At 73.8% G+C, this 17,774-nt stretch carries 15 protein-coding genes; 7 read left to right on the forward strand and 8 right to left on the reverse strand.

The window, feature by feature from the left end; translation table 11 throughout:
- The first annotated feature begins 79 nt into the window (after positions 1-79).
- Together ACZ60W_RS12925 and ACZ60W_RS12930 are read left to right on the forward strand one after the other, a co-directional pair.
- Complete coding sequence (locus ACZ60W_RS12925) at positions 80-1,366, forward strand: SAV2148 family HEPN domain-containing protein (RefSeq protein WP_469755370.1); 1,287 nt, start codon at positions 80-82, stop codon at positions 1,364-1,366.
- An 86-nt stretch (positions 1,367-1,452) separates the two neighbouring features.
- Positions 1,453-2,175, forward strand: coding sequence for an exonuclease domain-containing protein (locus ACZ60W_RS12930; protein ID WP_469755371.1), 723 nt, complete (start codon positions 1,453-1,455; stop codon positions 2,173-2,175).
- Positions 2,176-2,275: 100 nt separating this feature from the next.
- Here ACZ60W_RS12930 and ACZ60W_RS12935 read toward each other — a convergent pair whose 3' ends face one another.
- Both ACZ60W_RS12935 and ACZ60W_RS12940 read right to left on the reverse strand, forming a co-directional pair.
- A complete protein-coding gene (locus ACZ60W_RS12935) occupies positions 2,276-3,106 on the reverse strand; it encodes an alpha/beta fold hydrolase (RefSeq protein ID WP_469755372.1) in 831 nt (276 codons plus the stop codon).
- Positions 3,107-3,151: 45 nt separating this feature from the next.
- Complete coding sequence (locus ACZ60W_RS12940; RefSeq protein ID WP_469755373.1) at positions 3,152-4,009, reverse strand: phosphotransferase; 858 nt, start codon at positions 4,007-4,009, stop codon at positions 3,152-3,154.
- A gap of 170 nt (positions 4,010-4,179) precedes the next feature.
- On the opposite strand from ACZ60W_RS12940, the gene ACZ60W_RS12945 reads away from it, so the two are divergent.
- The 5 genes from ACZ60W_RS12945 (at position 4,180) to ACZ60W_RS12965 (ending at position 8,648) form a co-directional block, all read left to right on the forward strand.
- The gene (locus ACZ60W_RS12945; RefSeq protein ID WP_469755374.1) at positions 4,180-5,124 is read left to right on the forward strand and encodes a carbohydrate ABC transporter permease; all 945 of its coding nucleotides are present in this window, start codon (positions 4,180-4,182) and stop codon (positions 5,122-5,124) included.
- Complete coding sequence (locus ACZ60W_RS12950; RefSeq protein ID WP_469755375.1) at positions 5,121-5,960, forward strand: carbohydrate ABC transporter permease; 840 nt, start codon at positions 5,121-5,123, stop codon at positions 5,958-5,960. Before ACZ60W_RS12945 ends, ACZ60W_RS12950 begins: the two co-directional genes overlap by 4 nt.
- Positions 5,960-7,252 carry an ABC transporter substrate-binding protein gene (locus ACZ60W_RS12955; protein ID WP_469755376.1) on the forward strand — a complete coding sequence of 431 codons (1,293 nt, stop codon included), beginning with the start codon at positions 5,960-5,962 and terminating at the stop codon, positions 7,250-7,252. The genes ACZ60W_RS12950 and ACZ60W_RS12955 overlap by 1 nt, the downstream gene beginning before the upstream one ends.
- A 141-nt stretch (positions 7,253-7,393) precedes the next feature.
- Positions 7,394-7,948: a DUF1697 domain-containing protein gene (locus tag ACZ60W_RS12960; protein ID WP_469755377.1), complete on the forward strand. Its 555-nt coding sequence runs from the start codon at positions 7,394-7,396 to the stop codon at positions 7,946-7,948.
- A 73-nt stretch (positions 7,949-8,021) separates the two neighbouring features.
- Positions 8,022-8,648, forward strand: a complete 627-nt coding sequence (locus ACZ60W_RS12965) for a mycothiol-dependent nitroreductase Rv2466c family protein (RefSeq protein ID WP_469755378.1) — start codon at positions 8,022-8,024, stop codon at positions 8,646-8,648.
- A 38-nt stretch (positions 8,649-8,686) separates the two neighbouring features.
- Here ACZ60W_RS12965 and ACZ60W_RS12970 read toward each other — a convergent pair whose 3' ends face one another.
- The 6 genes from ACZ60W_RS12970 to ACZ60W_RS12995 form a co-directional block, all read right to left on the reverse strand.
- A complete protein-coding gene (locus ACZ60W_RS12970) occupies positions 8,687-9,382 on the reverse strand; it encodes a hypothetical protein (protein WP_469755379.1) in 696 nt (231 codons plus the stop codon).
- Positions 9,379-13,911 carry a CHAT domain-containing protein gene (locus ACZ60W_RS12975; RefSeq protein WP_469755380.1) on the reverse strand — a complete coding sequence of 1,511 codons (4,533 nt, stop codon included), beginning with the start codon at positions 13,909-13,911 and terminating at the stop codon, positions 9,379-9,381. The genes ACZ60W_RS12970 and ACZ60W_RS12975 overlap by 4 nt, the downstream gene beginning before the upstream one ends.
- 98 nt (positions 13,912-14,009) lie before the next feature.
- Positions 14,010-14,753 (reverse strand): sirohydrochlorin chelatase, encoded by a 744-nt coding sequence (locus ACZ60W_RS12980; protein ID WP_469755381.1) that lies wholly within the window; start codon positions 14,751-14,753, stop codon positions 14,010-14,012.
- An 8-nt stretch (positions 14,754-14,761) separates the two neighbouring features.
- Positions 14,762-15,655: an ABC transporter permease gene (locus ACZ60W_RS12985; protein WP_469755382.1), complete on the reverse strand. Its 894-nt coding sequence runs from the start codon at positions 15,653-15,655 to the stop codon at positions 14,762-14,764.
- On the reverse strand, positions 15,642-16,436 hold the full coding sequence (locus ACZ60W_RS12990) for an ABC transporter ATP-binding protein (RefSeq protein ID WP_469755383.1): 795 nt from the start codon (positions 16,434-16,436) through the stop codon (positions 15,642-15,644). The genes ACZ60W_RS12985 and ACZ60W_RS12990 overlap by 14 nt, the downstream gene beginning before the upstream one ends.
- 34 nt (positions 16,437-16,470) lie before the next feature.
- Complete coding sequence (locus tag ACZ60W_RS12995) at positions 16,471-17,580, reverse strand: aliphatic sulfonate ABC transporter substrate-binding protein (RefSeq protein ID WP_469755384.1); 1,110 nt, start codon at positions 17,578-17,580, stop codon at positions 16,471-16,473.
- Between the last annotated feature and the right edge of the window lie 194 nt (positions 17,581-17,774).

A 17,774-nucleotide genomic window follows, 5' to 3' on the forward strand; every position in this document is an offset into this window, starting at 1 on the left:
TCCCGCTCGCGGAGTACCCTTCCTTGATCGTTGTCGGAGTGGTCGAAACGGGCTTCCAGGAGCAGAAGGCGGTGCACGGGTGAGCTCGGGAGGTCTGGAGCTGCCCCCAGGTGACGCGGGTCACGAAGGGGGGCCGGCCGACCCCGCCGAAGCGCCGGCCGGAGCCGTCGCACCGCCCGGCGCGGTCGTCCCGCCCGGCGCGGTCACCGTCGCCCGGCCGGTGGAGATCGGCGCCGAGCTCGACTGGGGCGCCGAGGCGTGGAGCGAGGTCCGCACCCGCGCCCAGCGCGCCGGACGCGCCTACATCTGGCTGAACCTCGTCGAGCAGCGGCTCCGCGCCGTGGTCGCCGCCGTCCTGCGGCCCGTGTACGAACCCGTCCACGGCGAGGAGTGGGTGGTGGCCGCGGCCGGACCCGCGGGCCAGGAGTGGGTCCAGCGCGCCGTCGCCGTCCGCGAGGTCTCCCGGCGCAAGGGCTACCTCCTCGACCCGGCCGACGACAACGTGCTCAGCTTCCTGACGCTGCCCCAGCTCCGCGAGCTGATGGTCCAGCACTGGCCGTGCTTCGAGCCGTACTTCGACGACCGGCGCGAGGTCGAGCTCGCCCTCGACGAGCTGGAGGTCACGCGCAACGTGGTCTCCCGCAACCGGGCCCTCTCGCTCACCGTCCTCGCCCAGTCCGAGCGGGCCTCCGCGCGCATCCTGGAGATCCTCGGCAGCGGCGCCGGAGTGCCCTCCGCCGACCGGCTGCCCGTCGACGCCGTCGAGGACCTCGTCGGCGACCGGTACGCGGACGTGGTCTCCGTCCACCCCGACCGGGTCCGGCTCCAGCGCCAGCTGCCCGCCGAGGACCTCTTCGGGGGAGCCCGCCGCCTCGACGCCACCGGCATAGGTCTCAATCTGCTCGTGCAGAACTTCTCCGGCCGCCGCATGGTCCGCCTCGCCGAGTCCGGCTGCCGGACCCGGCTGCTCTTCCTCAACCCCGCGAGCAGCGCCGTCAAGCGGCGCGAGCGCGAGCTCGGCCTGAAGAAGGGCGAGCTGAGCCGCTCCGTCGAGATGAACATCCTGCACATGCGCCGGGTCCGCTCCAAGCTGCGCGACCCGGGCGCCTTCCAGATCCACGTCTTCGACGAGACCCCCCGCTTCACCGCCTACCTCGTCGACGGCGACGGCCCCGACGGCGTCGGCGTCGTCCAGTCCTATCTGCGCCGCGCCCGGGGCATGGAGGCACCGGTCCTCGTCCTGCGCGGCGGCGGTCGCAACGTGGTCCGCCACGGCCAGCAGGCGCGTGACGGGGATCACGGCCTCTTCGAGACCTACCGGGAGGAGTTCGAGTCCGTCTGGCTCGACTCACGGCCCGTCTCCTGACCCTCCGCCGGGGGGTTGCGGGAGCGTTGTCAGTGGCGCGTGCGAGGGTGGTCGCACCACGGGGGAGATCACGTAAGGAGGACCCGATGGCTTGGCACGGCGACACGCTGGTCGGCTTCGATCTGGAGACGACCGGCACGGAACCGCTGGAGGCACGGATCGTCACGGCCTCGATCGTCGAGGTCGACGGCGGGGGGCGCGTCACCCACCGGCGGGACTGGCTCGCCGACCCGGGCATCCGCATCCCGGAGCAGGCGTCCGCGATCCACGGCATCAGCACCGAGCGCGCGGCGGCCGAGGGCCGGCCGGTGCGCGAGGTCGCCGACGAGATCGCGCGCGCCCTCGCCGCCTACTGGGAGGACGGCGTCCCGGTCGTCGCGTACAACGCCTCGTTCGACCTGACGCTCCTCGCCGCGGAGCTGCGCCGCCACGGCCTGCCCTCGCTGACCGACCGGCTCGGCGGCGCCGACATCGGCCCCGTCGTCGACCCCTACACCATCGACCGGGCCGTCGACCGCTACCGCCGCGGCAAGCGCACCCTCGAAGCGGTCTGCGGGGAGTACGGCGTCGTCCTCGAAGCCGCCCACCAGGCGGCCGCCGACGCGCTCGCCGCCGTCCGGGTCGCCGTCGCGATAGCCGAGCGGCACCGGCAGGTGGCCGCCCTCGACCCAGCCGAACTCCACGCGCGCCAGATCGGCTGGTACCGCGCCTGGGCCGAGAACTTCCAGGCATTCCTGCGCGGCAAGGGCGACGCCGACGCGGTCGTCGACCCCACGTGGCCCCTGCGCGAGGCCGTCGCGGTCGCCTAGCCGGTCCCTCCCGGACCGGAGTCGTACTCCTTCGGGGACCAGCCGTACTCCCGCAGGGACGCGCCGTACTCGTTCAGGAGCAGCCGCCCTCCTTCACGAACTAGCCGTTCTCCTTCAGGAACGAGAGCAGCAGGTCGTTCACCCGCTCAGGCTGGTCCAGCTGGAGCCAGTGGCCCGCGTCCTCCACCCGCTCGTAGCGCCAGGAGCCCCGGACGTGGGCGGCGGTGCCCGTCATCGAGCGCTCGGTCAGGAACCGGTCGCCGGTGGACCAGAGGCCCATGACCGGCAGCGTCATCGGCACCGGAGGCAGCGGCAGGTCGGCGCCGAACTGCACCTCCGGCGGCAGGCCCGCGCGGTAGATGTCCAGCGCGGCCGTCAGCGCGCCCGGCGCGCGCAGCGGCTCGATCACCGCCTCCGCGTCCGGGTGCTCGGCCAGCATCTCGCGCAGCTGCGCGAAGTCGTCCCGCGCCAGCCAGTCCTCGGCCACCCCGGCCAGCTGGAACAGCAGCATGTACCAGGACCGCTGCTTCTGCTCCCAGCCCGCGTCCCGGATGGACGCCAGATGACCCACCGACAGCAGGCTCAGGCTCCGCACCCGGTCCGGCACCACCGCGGCGATGCCCTGGACGATGCCCGACCCCCAGTCGTGGCCGACCAGATGGACCCGGTCGACGTCGAGCACGGCGAGGAGCTGGAGCAGGTCGCCGACGTGCTTCGCCGGGTGGTACGCCGCCGGGCCGCCCTCGGGACGGTCCGACGCGCCGAAGCCGCGCAGGGTCGGCGTCACGCAGCGGAAGCCCGCCGCGGTCAGGGCGTCGACCTGACGGCGCCAGAGGCGGCGGCTGTCGGGGAAGCCGTGCACGAGCAGCACGGCCGGTCCCTCACCGCTCACCTCGACGTCGAGCGACACCTCGGACAGCTGAACCCGCATCCCCGCACCCCGTTCGAAAGGTCCTGTCCACCGGGGGCCATGATGTCAGAAGGGGTACCAGCGGACCTCGGGGTCACCGTCGCGCAGCGAGGCCACCCGCCGTTCGAATTCGGCCAGCGCCTTCGGGTTGGCCGGGGCGTGCTGGGCCACCCACGCGCAGCTCGCGGTCTCCCGCGCCCCGCGCAGCACCGCGCACCCCTCCCACTCCCGGACGTCCCAGCCGTACGCCTCCGTGAAGGCGTCGTACGCGGCCGGGTCGAGGCCGTAGCGGTCCCGGGAGAGGGCCGGCACCACGAGGTCGTGCTCCCGCAGGTCCGACGAGAACGTCTCCAGGTCCACCAGGACCGGACCGTCGGGACCGACATGGACGTTGCGCGGCAGGGCGTCGCCGTGGATCGGCCCCGGCGCGAGCCGCGGGGTCAGCGCGGCGGCCGCCGGTGCGAAGGCGTCACGCCGCTCCCGCAGGAACGCCGCGTCCGCCGGATCGATGGCGTCGCCCGCGAGCCGCAGCCACCGCTCGACCCCGCCCAGCAGGTCACGGCGGGGGAGCGTGAACCCCACCGGCTCCGGCAGGGCGTGCACCGCCCGCAGCAGCGGCGCCAGATCACGGAGCTCCGCCGGCCGCACCGCCTCCGGCAGCCGGTGCCACGACGTCACGGGATGCCCCTCGACGAGCAGCGGCTCCTCCTCGGCAGCGCGGACGGCCGGCACCCCCGCCGCCGCCAGCCACGAGGCCAGCGCCAGCTCCCGCGCCGCCCGCTCGAACAGCTCCGCGTCCCGGCCGACCTTCACCACGCGCTCGCCCACGGCGAAGACCGCGTTCTCGCCGAGCGCCAGCAGCCGCGCCTCCGCGGCGGGCAGCCCCGCCGCCGCCAGGATCTCCCGAGCCCGCGCCTCGTCCATCGCTCACTCCCTCACCCGTGTCTTTGCGCCAAAGTCTCGCATCCGCGCAGCTCACCGCGTGGATCGCCTTGACGCTCCGACGGGTCGTCAGGACCATGACGGGGTTCCCACGACGAGGACGGGAGCCCCCGAGGCGAGTCCCCGGGGGCGGACGGACGGGGGTCGTACCGGTGAGCTCGACGACCGCGACGAAGCGGCCGGGCAGGACGCGCCCCCCGCGCGCCGTCCGCGCCGGACGCCCCCGCGGCCCGGATCCCGGCGCCTGGTTCCTCGTGCTCCCGGCGCTCCTGCCGATCCTCGTCCTCAGCGTCGGGCCACTGGTCCACGGGGTGCTCCTCGCCTTCACCGACGCCCAGTCCGGCCGCACCCGGCCCACCCGGTGGGTGGGCACCCTCAACTTCCAGGACCTGCTGCACGACACCCTGTTCTGGGAGTCGTTCCGCGTCGGCGTCGTGTGGGCCGTCGGGGTCACCGTCCCCCAGTTCCTGCTCGCCCTCGGCCTCGCCCTCCTGCTCCACCAGGACCTCCGCCTCCGCTGGGCGGCGCGGGCGCTGGCCATCGTCCCCTGGGCGATGCCCGAGGTCGTCGTCGGGATCATGTGGCGGCTCGTCTACCACCCCGACGCGGGCGTCCTCAACGAGACCCTCCGCGACCTCGGCCTCGGCCAGGGACACGACTGGCTCTCCGGACTCGCCACCGCCCTGCCCGCCGTCATCGTCGTCGGCGTCTGGGCCGGCATGCCCCAGACCACCGTCGCCCTCCTCGCCGGACTCCAGAACACCCCGCGCGAGCTCCACGAGGCCGCCGCCCTCGACGGCGCCGGCGCCTGGCGCCGCTTCCGCGCCGTCACCTGGCCCGCCCTGCGGCCCGTCGCCCTGGCCATCACCGCACTCAACCTCATCTGGAACTTCAACTCCTTCGCCCTGGTCTACGTGCTGACCAGCGGCGGACCCGGCGGCCGCACCCGGCTGCCGATGCTCTTCGCCTACGAAGAGGCCTTTCGCTACGGGCAGTTCGGCTACGCCGCCGCCATGGGCTGCGTGATGGTCGCCGCCGTCTCCGTGCTCGTCGCCCTCTCCCTCGTACGACGGCTGAAAGGGGACCAGGACCGGTGAGCGCCCTCAAGGCGAGCGGACCCGCGAGGACGGGCCAGTACCTCGCCCTCCTCGCGTACCTGGTCTTCCTCGCCTTCCCCTTCCTCTGGCTGGTCTCCACCGCCTTCAAGCCCGCCCCCGAACTGGCCTCGCCGCACCCCACCTGGATCCCCGAGGACCCCACGCTCGCCCACTTCCGGCAGGCCCTCGACGAGCAGCCGCTGCTGAGGGCGGCCGCGAACAGCCTGGTCGCCGCGGTCGCCGCGGCCGTGATCGCGGTGGCCGTCGCCACCCCGCTCGCCTATGTGACGGCCCGTCGGCGCGGCCGGCTCACCGCCGCCGTCACCGGCTGGGTGGTGATCAGCCAGGCGTTCCCCTTCGTCCTCGTGATCATCCCGCTCTTCCTCGTCCTCAAGAACCTCCACCTGGTCGACAGCGTCGCCGGACTCGTCATGGTCTACGTCGTCTGGTCCCTGCCCTTCGCCCTCTGGATGCTGCGGGGCTACGTCAGGGCCGTCCCCGCCGAACTGGAGGAGGCCGCCGCCGTCGACGGCGCGGGCCGGCTCCGCATCCTCGTCTCGGTCACCGCCCCGCTCCTCGGGCCCGGCATCGTCGCCACCGCGCTCTTCGCCTTCGTCACCGCGTGGAACGAGTTCTTCTTCGCGCTCGTCCTCCTCAAGAGCCCCGAGAAGCAGACCCTGCCGGTCGTCCTCACCCACTTCATCGGCGCCGAGGGCGTCGCCGACCTCGGCCCGCTGGCCGCCGCGGCCTTCCTCGCCACCCTCCCCTCCCTCGTCGTCTTCGCCGTCCTCCAACGGCGGATCACCGGCGGCGCCCTGGCCGGGGCGGTGAAGTGATGCGACGGACCGCCGCCCTCGCCGTCACGCTCCTCCTGCTCCTCACCGGCTGCACCGCCGGCTCCGGCGGACCCGACGACGGCGTCGTGCGGCTCCGCTTCCAGTCGCTCGCCTGGCAGCCGGAGTCCGTCGAGGCCAACGAACACCTGGTCGAGGAGTGGAACGCGGCCCACCCCGGCATCCAGGTCGAGTACGTCCAGGGCAGCTGGGACTCCGTCCACGACCAGCTCCTCACCTCCTTCGAGGGCGGCGAGGCGCCCGACGTCATCCACGACGCCGCCGACGACCTCGCCGACTTCGCCTACGGCGGCGACCTCGCCGACCTGCGCCCGCTGCTGTCCGAGCGGCTCCGCGCCGACATCCCCGCCCGCAGCTGGGAGACCACCACCTTCGGCGACGGCGTCTACGGGATCCCCTTCCTCCAGGAACCGCGCGTGATCATCGCCAACCGGACGCTCCTGGAGTCGTCCGGCGTGCGCGTCCCCACCCCGGAACACCCCTGGACCTGGACCGAGTTCCGGCAGGTGGCCCGGGACCTCACCCGGACCATGGGACCCGGCCGGTACGCGGTCGCCTGGCCTCTCAAGGAGCCCGTCTCCGTCACCCTGAACCTGGGGCTCTCCGCCGGCGGCCGGCTCTTCCACCGGGGCGCCGACGGCCGGGTGACCATCCGCCAGACCGAGGCCGACACCGTCGTCCCCGGCACCATCCGCGACCAGATCGTCACCGACGGCACCGCGTCGCGCACCACGCTCGGCAGCGGGGGCTCCGACACCCTGCCCGGGTTCTTCGCCGGCACGTACGCCATGGTCCCGCTGGGATTCGCCTACCGGCAGCAGATCGCCCGCCAGGCCCCCGAGGGTTTCGCGTGGACGGTGCTGCCCGCCCCCGCCGGCGCCGACGGGCTCGCCCAGGGCGTCTCCCCGCAGACCCTGTCGATCGCCGAGGCCAGCCCGCACAAGAAGGAGGCAGCCCGCTTCCTCGACTTCCTCCTGCGCCCCGCGAACACCGTCCGGCTCGCCCGCGGCGACTGGATGCTGCCCACGGGCACGGCGGCGCTCGCCGACCCCTCCCTGCACACCGCCCGGGACGGCTGGGCCACCGGCGTCGCCCTCGCGCGACGGCTGCGCCCGGCCCCCGCGCAGTCCGTGCGCGGCTATCCGGAATGGAAGGACAAGGTGGCGACCCCCGCCTTCCAGGAGTACTACAGCGGCGCCGTCGACGCGGCGGAACTGCGCAGGAGGCTGGTGGAGGACGGCAATCGGGTGCTCGCCCGCTATCAGCGCAAATGATGGATTCGTCATTACGAAACCTTGTTGAATAAGTCACAGATGAGTGAAGGGGCTTCTCCCTGATCCCCTCCATCGGCCAGTGTTCGAACCGGCCACCGTGCCGCCCCCCACGCGGCGCGGTGGCCGCCTAGATTGGCCCCCATGACGAAGACGTACGCCGCCCTGCTCCGCGGGATCAACGTGAGCGGACACCGCAAGGTCCCGATGGCGGAGCTCCGCGACCTCCTCGAAGGACTCGGCCACCACGGCGTCCGCACCTACCTCCAGAGCGGAAACGCGGTCTTCGCCACCGACACGGCCGCCTCCGAGGAGACCCTCACCGCCGAGCTGGAGGACGCGATCGAGAGCCGCTTCGGCTTCCGCGTCGACTGCCTGGTCCGCGGCGGCGACTACCTCGCCGCCGTCGCCGACGCCTGCCCCTTCCCCGCCGCCGAGCTGGAGGGCAAACAGCTCCACGCCGTCTACTACTCCGGCCCCGCCGACCCCGGGCGCTTCGCCTCCCTCGACCGCGACGCCTACCTCCCCGAGGAGTTCGCCCTCGGCGACCGCGTCCTCTACCTCTACACCCCCGAGGGCCTCGGCCGGTCCCGGCTGGGCGAGGCGGTCTCCCGCCCGGCCGTCGTGAAGGGACTCGTCGCCACCGCGCGGAACTGGAACACCGTCGTCAAGCTCGTCGAGATGACCCGCGAGGACTGACCCCGAGTGGCCCACGCACACAGCCCGGAAGTGGACCAGGGTGACAGGCCACCTGCGGACTAGATTCGACGGCATGACGACCACCGAGACCACGCCCCGCCCCACCGTCGACTTCTACTTCGACCCCGCCTGCCCCTTCGCGTGGATCACCTCCCGCTGGATCCTGGAGGTCGAGCGGCTCCGCGACATCGACCTCCGCTTCAAGGTCATGAGCCTGTACCTCCACAACGAGGGCAACACCCTGCCCGACTGGTACCGCACCCTCGTCGACGCCTCCATCGGACCGGTCCGGGTCGCGGCCGCCGCCGCCGAGCAGCACGGCGAGCAGATCCTCCGCCCGCTCTACACCGCGTACGGCACCCGCATCCACGAGGGCAAGCGCACGGACCTCGACGCCGTGATCGCCGAGTCGCTCGCCGAACTCGGCCTCCCCGCCGCGCTCGCCGACGCCGCCCACGACCCGGCGTACGACGAGGCCGTCCGCCGCAGCCACGACGCCGGCAAGGACCCCGACGCCGGGGCCTACGTCGGCACGCCCACGATCCACGTCGACGGCACCGCCTGGTTCGGCCCCGTCCTGCGCGCCGTCCCCCGCGGCGCCCGCGCCGCCGAACTCTTCGACGGCTTCCGCGTCCTCGCCGGCCACCCCGACCTCTTCGAACTCAAGCGCACCCGCACCGGCGGCCTCGACTTCGGCTGACGGCCCCGGGGCCGTCAGGCCGCCCGCGGCCGGCCCGCTCACACGAGGCGGCAGCTCCCGTCGATGCCGGCCACCTTGCCGGACAGCCGCAGGAAGCGCCCGAACCCCCGGGGCCGGATCCGGGTGCGCAGGGTCACCACGGCGTCGACGTGCTGCCCCGCCGGAGCCCGGACGAGCAGCCGCAGCTCCTCGTTGACGTGCAGGAAGGCGCGGTCCGACGCCCTGAAGTCCCAGTAGGCGCTGGTGAATCCGATCCCGGACGACGTGATGCGCGGGCAGTAGACCGTACGCCTCCGCATGACCTCGGGACCGGCCTCCACGCCCAGCGGCGTCCCCGCCACGCTGAACGTGAGGTTCGCGCCCAGTGTCGTCTCGATCTCCTGGGGCGTGTCCCCCTCCACCAGCGTCGGCGACATCGCCGCGATGGTGGTGCCGGGGCTCGGGGAGAGATCGAGGACCAGCCGGGACCAGGCCACCGAGGACTCGGGATGCGTCTGCACCACCAGGATCAGCGGGATGTCGTACCCCTGGAAGCCGGGCTCGCCCGTGGCCACCGGGGTGACCGCCCCCCGGGCGAGCCCGATCCGCGTCTCGCGTCGCAGCAGCCGTACCGTCGTCTCGTCGACCGTGGTGAACGACCTGTCGGCCTCGTCCTCCTCGACGGCCGGCTCGACCAGCCCCATCAGCCGGTACCCGTCCGGAAGCCGGGGGGAGAGGTCCAGGGTCTCCGTCATGCGCGGTCGTTCCTTCCACTCGGGGATCTCGGGTCGGCGCGCCACTCGCCGAGCAGACAGAAGGCGGCCCAGCGGTCGAGGCGGTCCCCGCCGGGCCGGTCGCGCGAGGCCAGTACGGCCGCGCGCAGCGCGTCCGCCGGCGTCGCTCCCGACAGGGTCAGCTCGTGGAACGCGCCCATGATGTCGGCCGTGGAGCGGTCGGGGACCCGCCACAGACTCATGACGAGGGAGCGGACGCCGGCGAAGAGGAGCGACCGGCTCAGGCCCAGCACCTCGTCGGTGCGGTCGGTGCCCCCGAGGCCGGTCTCGCAGGCCGACAGGACGGCCAGGCGCACCCCGTGCCAGTCCTCCCGCAGGATGTCCCGACCGGTGAGCGGCCCGTCCGCGAGCGCCAGGCCCGACGACAGCGGGTCGTCCGCCCGGAAGGTGGCGTGGCAGGCGGCGTGCAGGATCTCGGCCCCCGCCATCGCGTCGAGCACCCTCCCGCGGGTCGCCGCGTCGCCCAGCAGCGGCTCCGTCCCCAGGCGCGCGGCGAGCAGACGGGCCTCCTCCCGGGCGTACGGCAGGTCGCCCCCGGGGTCGCCGAGGACCACGGCCCCCCGCCCGGACCGCGGCTCCCGGTGGGCCAGGGTGCGCAGGAGCGAGACGCTCGGCAGATACGCCACCGGATTCCGCTCGATGAGCGAGGTGCTCCCGTCGGGGCACAGAGCGTGGAAGGGGACGTGGTGCAAGGGCCCGGTCGGGCAGATCACCACCGTGTCCTCGGGCCGGGTCAGCCCTGCCAGCGGGGCGACGAGCGGCGAGAGGACCCGCTGGAAGAGACCGGGCATGTCGACGGCCATCTCCCGGACCTGCCCGGCGCTCCCGAAGTTGTCCGCGACGAACCGGGAGAGGGCGGCCCCGTCCGCGTCGATCGGCGTCACGGCGAGTCCGGTCCGCGGATCGAGCGTGAAGAGGACCAGCCGGCCGTCGTCCAGTCGGGCGTACGAGGCCACCACCACCCGCTCACCGCGCAGCCGCGCGAGGGCGGCACCGGCGGTGACGGCGGCGGCCGACCGCACCTCGGCGTACTCCTCGCCCGACACGTGAAGCGAGGCCATCTCCGACCACACGCCGGTCAGCTCCCCGCGGACGACCCGGAGCCGTTCCCAGTCCGTGCGCGGCGCCCGCTCCAGCGCCGTGCGCTCGCGCACCAGGGCCGACTCGCGGTCGATCAGAGCGGCCGGCACGCCGTCCGGTGGGCGGAGCTCCGCCGTGCTCAGGGTGTCGAGGAGCGTGCGGGAGCGCAGCCGTTCCGCCGCGGCGAAGGCGGCTTTGACCTGCTCCGCGCCCGCGTCGCCGGCTCCCGCGGCGCTGTCCAGGCGGTACTGGACCAGCAGTTCGTACACCTCGGCGCGCTGTTCCTGGAGGTGCCGGCGGAGGGACGGATCGGGCTGCGCGACCCGGACGAGATCGGAGAGTTCGACGCCCAGTTCGAGCACCCGGATCGCCGTCTCCCGCGCCCCGGCGGCCCAGGCCGCCCGGGCCATGGGGGCCACGACCTGCCAGGCCCGCTCGGCGTTCTCGACCCGCACCGGCTGCCCCGCGGCGTGGCGCGGTCGCCACACGAGGGGGCCGTCCGTCCCCGCCGGCACGCCCGACAGCTGGAGCACGTGCTCGTACGCCTCCAGGGGGTCTCCCAGCTCCGGATGGGCGTCGAGGATCCCCGCGGTGACCAGCCAGTCGGTCGCCAGCCGGTCCGCGTTCCCCGCGTTGTGACGGCGTGCCAGGGCCGCGTGCCGCAGGGCGGTGCGCCGCGGGCCCAGCATGTACAGGGCCCGCGCCCGGGTGTGGTGGACCAGGGCCGACGCGTGTTCGACGGGACTCCACCCCGCCTCCCGCACGGCGAGCGGCAGCGCCTCGTCGAGGAGCCGGAAGCAGGTGTCCGGATCGCCCTCCCCGAGCGAGACGAGCGCCTGCGTGCACAGGGCCACGATCCGGTCGTGGTCGGAGTGCGGAGTCCCCTCGCGCCACCGGTCCGCCAGCCCGTCGTAGCGCTCGGCCGCCTCGACGTCCCCGCAGCGCTCCGCGGCGGCGGCGAGCCTCCCGTACAGGTCCGCGCGCGGGTTCTCCGTCAGCACCCGCGGACCCGGAAGCCCGGTCAGCGGCCTTCCGGTCCGCTCGCGCTCCTCCCGGTCCCTCTCCATCCAGGTCTCGGCGTCGAGGAGCACCGCGTACGCCTCCGCGTAGCGGCCGGCGTCGGTGAGGTACGCGGCCTTCGACTCCAGGGCGTCGGCGACGAGCAGGGCGCGGCCGGCGAGGTCGGGCGCGCCGTGCTCCCCCGCAGAGGCCGGTCCGGTCACGAGTTGCAGCTTGCGCTCGGCCATGAGCAGCGCGCGTCCGGTGTCGCCGGCCTTGGCGTTCCACTGCCAGGCGAGCACGCGCAGAGCGGTGAGCGCGGACCCCAGCCGTTCGGGCAGCCACCGTTCCCGCCACCGAGCGAACGCGTCGTCGTCCGCGAGCGCGTCGAGGAGCTCCGCCGTCCAGGGCTCGCGCGCGCGGAGCACGGCTTCGAGCTGTGCCGGCAGCCGATGGCGCACCCCCGAGGGCGACAGCCGGTCCAGCTCCTCCTCGGCGGCGTCGGGCTCCTCGGCCCCGTGGGCCGGAGCCTGCGGCGCGGCCGGACGGCGCAGCCTCCGCCGGAGCCGACGCAGCGGCGCCCTCCGCCGCCGTGCGGGGGTGTCCGCGACCTCCCCGCCACCGGGCTCGCCGGATCCGCCGGGCCCCTCACGGCCGTCGGGCACCTCCTGCGGCGGGAGCGCGGCGAGGGCCTGCCGGGCGCCCCCGTATCCGGGGTCGAGCACGAGGGCGCGCTCGTAACAGGCACGGGCGTCCTCCGTCCCGGCCGACGTCTCCCGCAGCACGTCGCCGAGGAACCGCCACGCCTGCGGGGTCTCCTCGACGGCCAGCGACTCCTCGAAGTAGGCGCGCGCCACCGCGAACCTGCCCTGCACGTAGTACGCGTCGCCGAGGCAGAGGAGGGCCGTCGTATGGTCGGGGTGCAGCCTCAGCGCGCCGACGTAGCAGGTGACGGCCTGCGCGAACTCGCGCCGCGCGAAGTGTTCCTCGCCCTGGTGGAAGAGGGCGTCCGCCTCGGTCGGCGGCCCCTCCGGGGGCCGCGGCCGCCGAGGGACCCCGAGGAGGTCCGCCACCTGCCCCGCGAGCACGGGGTCGTCGGCGGCGAGCGTACGGAACATCTCCGCCCCGTCGGGACTGCCCGCGATCAGGGCGGCGCTGAGGTGGGCCTGCAGCCGACCCGGCGGCAGGGCCGCGGCCGCCGTGGGATCGACGGTCAGGGTGCCGTCGACGAAGCGCGCCGCGAGCGGAGCGGGTCCCCGGGCCGCACTCGGGAACAGCGAGGCGGTCTCCTCCTCGTTCAGCAGGCCGGTCAGACGTTCCGCCCACGCCGGAGCCTCCGGTGAGCCCGCCGCCGACAGCAGCACGACGAACAGATGGGTGAGACGCTCCTGGCCCGGCACGGGAGGGTCCGAGACGAACGGCCGGAGCAGCGCGGCGCCCTCGCCCGGGGTACCGACCCGCCCGTAGGCCTCCGCGAGACGGAGAGCCACGTCCTCGTCGTCGGGCCGCTCCGCGTTCAGGGACTTCAGGACCGCCACCAGGGCATGGGGCAGGTCCCGGCTCTGATAGACGTGCGCCAGCACGTCCTGGAACAGGGTGGTCTCCCCGTGCACCCCGAACGAGACGTCGAGCAGCCGGGCCCGCGCCGCCGCGGCCTCCGGAGCACCGGCGTCGTCGACCAGCCGTCGGGCGGCCACCCACCTCAACTCCGCGGCCTCGTCCGGACCGTGACCACGCAGCCACTCCACCAGTGCCTCCGACGAGGCCTCCGGACCGTCCGCCGCCCAGGCGCGGTCCGCCGCCTCGTGGGCCGACAGACGCACGTCCAGAGCCCGGCGGACCGCGTCCCGCCGCTGCTGCGACCCCCGGCCGGGCAGCGAGTCGAGCTCCGCCGCCACCGCGCGGCGCAAGGAGCCCGCGTCCGTCCCGTCCCACCCGGACACGAGCCGGCCGACCGTCCCCAACACCCGGGCGAGCGGGGCCTCGTCCCCCGAGAGGGCATGGATCCCGTGGTCGAACTGCCGCAGTGCCTCCCGGTCCCGGCCGCGGAGGCAGGCCGCCGCCCCCAGCAGGACGTGGGACTCGCGGCGCAGCTCCTGCGCCAGGACGCGGTCGTCGGCGAGGAGTTCGGCGGCGAGTGCGACCGAGGCCAGCACGTCGCCCAGAGCGGAGGCCGTCGCAGGGTCCCGCCAGTCCGTGCCCGCCCCGTCCGCCACTTCGGTCAGGTCGGCGAGGAGAGAGCCGAGCTGCTCGGCGGACAGGGTGCCGACGGCACGGTTCAGTTCCTTCGAGGGGAGTGCGGCGAGCCGCAGGACCCGCTCGGCGGCGGCCGCCCGGCCGCCCGGACCGGAGGAGGGGACGGCCCTGCCGCGCTCGGCCGCCCACAGCCGTGACAGAGCCCAACCGAACACGCCGCACCCCCTTGCGTCATGTCAGACCCGCGCGCCCCGCAGGGCACGGTCGTAAGGGAGAACGCGGCGGGGCCCGCCGCGGTTCCGGCGGCCGGGGGTCAGCCGGCGGCGGCCATGCGGGCGTCCGCCCGGACCGCCCCGTCGTACCGCTCCAGGAGGAGCCGGGCCAGTTCGGGGGAGGGGCCGAGGACGTCCGCCAGGACGTCGGCCGCGGCCGCGCCGGCCGCGATGCGGTCCGGGAGGCGGCCGGGGGCGATCACGTACGGGGCGACGGCGACGCGCCGGACGCCCGGCTCCGCGCGCAGGGCCGTGACGGCCTCCTCCGTGCGGGGAAGGGATGCGGAGGCGAACGCGGGCCGCACGGAGCACCAACCGGTGCGCCGCAGCTCCCGCGCCGTTTCTGCGATCACCGCGATCGCCTCCGGGTCTGTGGAGCCCGCCGAGGCCAGGACGACCCCGGTCGCGCTCTTGTCGCCGGGCGTCAGCCCGGCCTCGTACAGCCGCCGTTCCACGGCCGCGATCAGCAGCGGCGAGGGTCCGAGGACCTCCGCCTGGCGGATCCGCAGCGACGGCGGGGCCTGGCGGAGCACGGCGGGGATGTCCGCCTTCGCGTGGAAGGCGCGGGTCAGCAGCAGCGGAAGCGCCACCACGTCCCGCACGCCCTCGGCGGCGAACCGTTCCAGGACCCCCGTCACCGAGGGCAGGTTGAACTCCAGGAACGCCGTCTCCACCCGCAGCCCCGGCCGCAGCGCGCCGGCCCGGCGCACCAGCGCCTGGACGGTCGCCGCGTGCCGCGGGTCGCGGCTGCCGTGGGCGACGACGAGGAGGACGGGTCGGTTCACGGGACGGCTCAGCCCTTCGTCAGCAGGCCGCGGCGGCGCAGCACCGCGCGCTCCAGCGGGCTGAAGATGAGCAGGTCGATGGCGATGCCGACGATCAGGATGAGGATGATCGCCAGGAAGATGCCGGCCATGTCGATGTTGTTCCGGCCGTTCTCCAGCAGCTGGCCGAGGCCGAGCCCCAGGTCCGGCGAGGACGCGATGATCTCCGCGGCCATCAGCGAACGCCACGAGAACGCCCAGCCCTGCTTCAGGCCGGCCAGGTAACCGGGGAGCGCGGCCGGCATCACGATGAACCAGGCGCCCTTGACGCCCGTCGCGCCGAGCGTCTGGCCGGCCCGCAGGAAGAGCGGCGGGACCTGGTCGACGCCGGCGACCAGACCGTTGGCGATGGACGGGACGGCGCCGAGCAGGATGACCGCGTACATCATGCTGTCGTTGAGTCCCAGCCACAGGACGGCGGGCGCCACCCAGGCGACGGAGGGGAGCGACTGGAGGCCCGCGAGGATCGGTCCGATCGCCGCCCGGACGAACTTCACCCGGGAGACCAGCAGACCCAGCGGGGTGCCGATCGCGAGCGCCAGGACGAACCCGTACAGCGCCCGGGACACGCTGGTCCACAGGATGCCGAGGAGCGTGCCCTCCTTCCACATCACGGTCAGGCTGTCCCAGACCGCCGACGGGGCCGGCAGCTTGTACTCGTCCGTCACCTTCAGCGTGACGAGGAGCTGCCACACCACCAGGACGAGCGCGACGGCGACGACCGGCGGCAGGACCTTCTTGAGCAGCACCTCACGGACCGGGGTCCGCCGGATCTGCACGCTGTCGAGTGCGTCCAGGCCGGCCTCGAGGCCGGCGAGGTCGTCGGACTTCGGGGTCTTCGGGGCGGCTTCAGTGCTGGCCATGACGGCGGATCTCCCCACGCAGGTGCTCGGTGATCTCGAGGGACAGCTCCGCGACGTCGGCGTCCTCGATGCGGCGCGGCTGCGGAATGTCGATGGTCCACTCGTGCGCGATCCGGCCGGGCCGCGAGGAGAGGAGGACGACGCGCTCGGCCAGCCGCACGGCCTCGCGCACGTTGTGGGTGACGAAGAGCACCGACAGCTTCGTCTCCCGCCAGATCCGGGTCAGCTCGTCGTGCAGGACGTCCCGGGTGATGGCGTCGAGCGCGGCGAACGGCTCGTCCATCAGCAGCAGGTCGCTGTCCTGGGCCAGCGCGCGGGCCAGCGCGACGCGCTGGCGCATGCCGCCCGACAGTTCGTGGACCCGCTTGCCGTACGAGCCGCCGAGCCGGACGAGTTCGAGCAGCCGCTCGGCCTCGGTGCGGCGGTCGGCCTTGGCCACCCCGCGCAGCCGCAGGGCCAGTTCGATGTTCTTGCCCGCGGTCAGCCACGGGAAGAGGGCGTGCTCCTGGAACATCAGGGCCGGCCGGCCGCCTGGGGTCTCGATGGACCCCGCGGACGGCCGGTCGAGCCCGGCGACCAGGTTGAGCAGCGTGGACTTGCCGCAGCCCGAGGCGCCCAGGAGGGTGACGAACTCGCCCGGGGCGACGTCGAGCGTGATGTCGTCGAGGACGAGCTGCCCGCCGGCGGGTCCGCCGAAGGACTTGGAGACATGCTCGATGCGGGCGGCATGGGTCACCGCCGCGCGGTCCTCGGCCTTGGCGAGCGTCGCGGTCGTGGCCATGGTCGTCACCTCCTGGGAATGGGCTGCGGGCTGGTTACTTCGCGCCGAGACCGGCGTCGGAGACCTCGGGCTGTCCGGCGGCCTTCAGGACCTTGTTCAGCGCCTTCAGGTCGTAGATGCCGGACAGCTCGGGCTTCTCCAGGAGGCCCGCCTTCACCGCGTGGTCCGCCTGGGCCTGCAGGGTGGCCGCCAGCGGGTCGTTGGTGAACTGGATGGACGGCCACGCGGCGTCGATCACCTTGTCGCCCAGCGCCTTGCCGGAGAGGTCCTTCAGCTTGGCGTTGGCCGAGGCCTTCGCCTTGTCCGGGTTGGCGTTGATCCAGGCGTTCGTCTTCACCGCGCCGCGCAGGAACGCCTCGACGACGTCCGGGTGCGCCGCCAGGAACTTCTGCGACACGATGATGTTGGTGATCACGAACTTCTTGTCCGGCCACAGGTCGGACTCGTCGAGCAGGACCTTCGCGCCGTCGCTGACCAGCTTCGACGCGGTCGGCTCGGGCACCCAGGCGCCGTCGATGGCACCGGAGGCGTAGGCGTTCGGGGTGACCTTGTTGTCCGTGCGGACCACCGAGACGTCGCCCTTGCCGCTCTGGGCGTCGACCTTCCAGCCCTTCTCGGAGATCCAGTTGAGGAAGGCCACGTCCTGCGTGTTGCCGAGCTGCGGGGTGGCGATCTTCTTGCCCTTGAGGTCGTCCAGGGTCTTGATCTTCGCCGGGTTCACGACGAGCTTCACACCGCCGGAGGCGGAGCCGCCGACGATCCGCAGGTTGGTGCCCTTGGTCTTGACGAAGCCGTTGATGGACGGCGAGGGGCCGATGAAGCCGATGTCGATCGAGTCCGCGTTCAGCGCCTCGATCTCGGACGGGCCCGCGTTGAAGGTGGTGGACACCAGCTTGGTGCCGCCCAGTTCCTTCTGGAGGATGCCCTCCTGGTCACCGACGAGCGCGGTGGCGTGCGTGAGATTGGGGAAGTACCCGAGCCGTACGGTGTCGGCGGAGAGCTTCTCGCCCTCGGCGGCCACCTTCTTCTCGTCGTTCTTGGCCTCGGAGCCGTAGCCGCACGAGGCGAGAGCGCCGATCAGCAGCGGCAGAGCGGCGGCGGCGGCGATGCCGCGGCGCAGGGTGGTACGGGTGGTGGCAGGCACGGGAAGTGTTCCCCTCGATTCAGCTTCTGCGAAGTCTTCGTCTATGTCGTTCGGGGTGGAGCGGGTGGAGCCGTGTCGCACCGCTCGCGCGGTGCATCGAGGTCAGCACGCACATCGCGCGACACCTCCCGTGCCCGAGCCGAGGGCACCGGAGCCCACCCGGCCGCCCTCCTTGGCGAAAGTGGCGTAGACGT

Source organism: Streptomyces sp. NPDC104202, assembly GCF_055584185.1.

Excerpts from the sequence above, each read along its gene's own strand:
- ACZ60W_RS12930 (WP_469755371.1), top strand. The coding sequence starts at position 1,453 with ATGGCTTGGCACGGCGACACGCTGGTCGGCTTCGATCTGGAGACGACC.
- ACZ60W_RS12970 (WP_469755379.1), bottom strand. The coding sequence starts at position 9,382 with ATGACGGAGACCCTGGACCTCTCCCCCCGGCTTCCGGACGGGTACCGG.
- ACZ60W_RS12990 (WP_469755383.1), bottom strand. The coding sequence starts at position 16,436 with ATGGCCACGACCGCGACGCTCGCCAAGGCCGAGGACCGCGCGGCGGTG.
- ACZ60W_RS12985 (WP_469755382.1), bottom strand. The coding sequence starts at position 15,655 with ATGGCCAGCACTGAAGCCGCCCCGAAGACCCCGAAGTCCGACGACCTC.
- ACZ60W_RS12935 (WP_469755372.1), bottom strand. The coding sequence starts at position 3,106 with ATGCGGGTTCAGCTGTCCGAGGTGTCGCTCGACGTCGAGGTGAGCGGT.
- ACZ60W_RS12940 (WP_469755373.1), bottom strand. The coding sequence starts at position 4,009 with ATGGACGAGGCGCGGGCTCGGGAGATCCTGGCGGCGGCGGGGCTGCCC.
- ACZ60W_RS12965 (WP_469755378.1), top strand. The coding sequence starts at position 8,022 with ATGACGACCACCGAGACCACGCCCCGCCCCACCGTCGACTTCTACTTC.
- ACZ60W_RS12955 (WP_469755376.1), top strand. The coding sequence starts at position 5,960 with ATGCGACGGACCGCCGCCCTCGCCGTCACGCTCCTCCTGCTCCTCACC.
- ACZ60W_RS12960 (WP_469755377.1), top strand. The coding sequence starts at position 7,394 with ATGACGAAGACGTACGCCGCCCTGCTCCGCGGGATCAACGTGAGCGGA.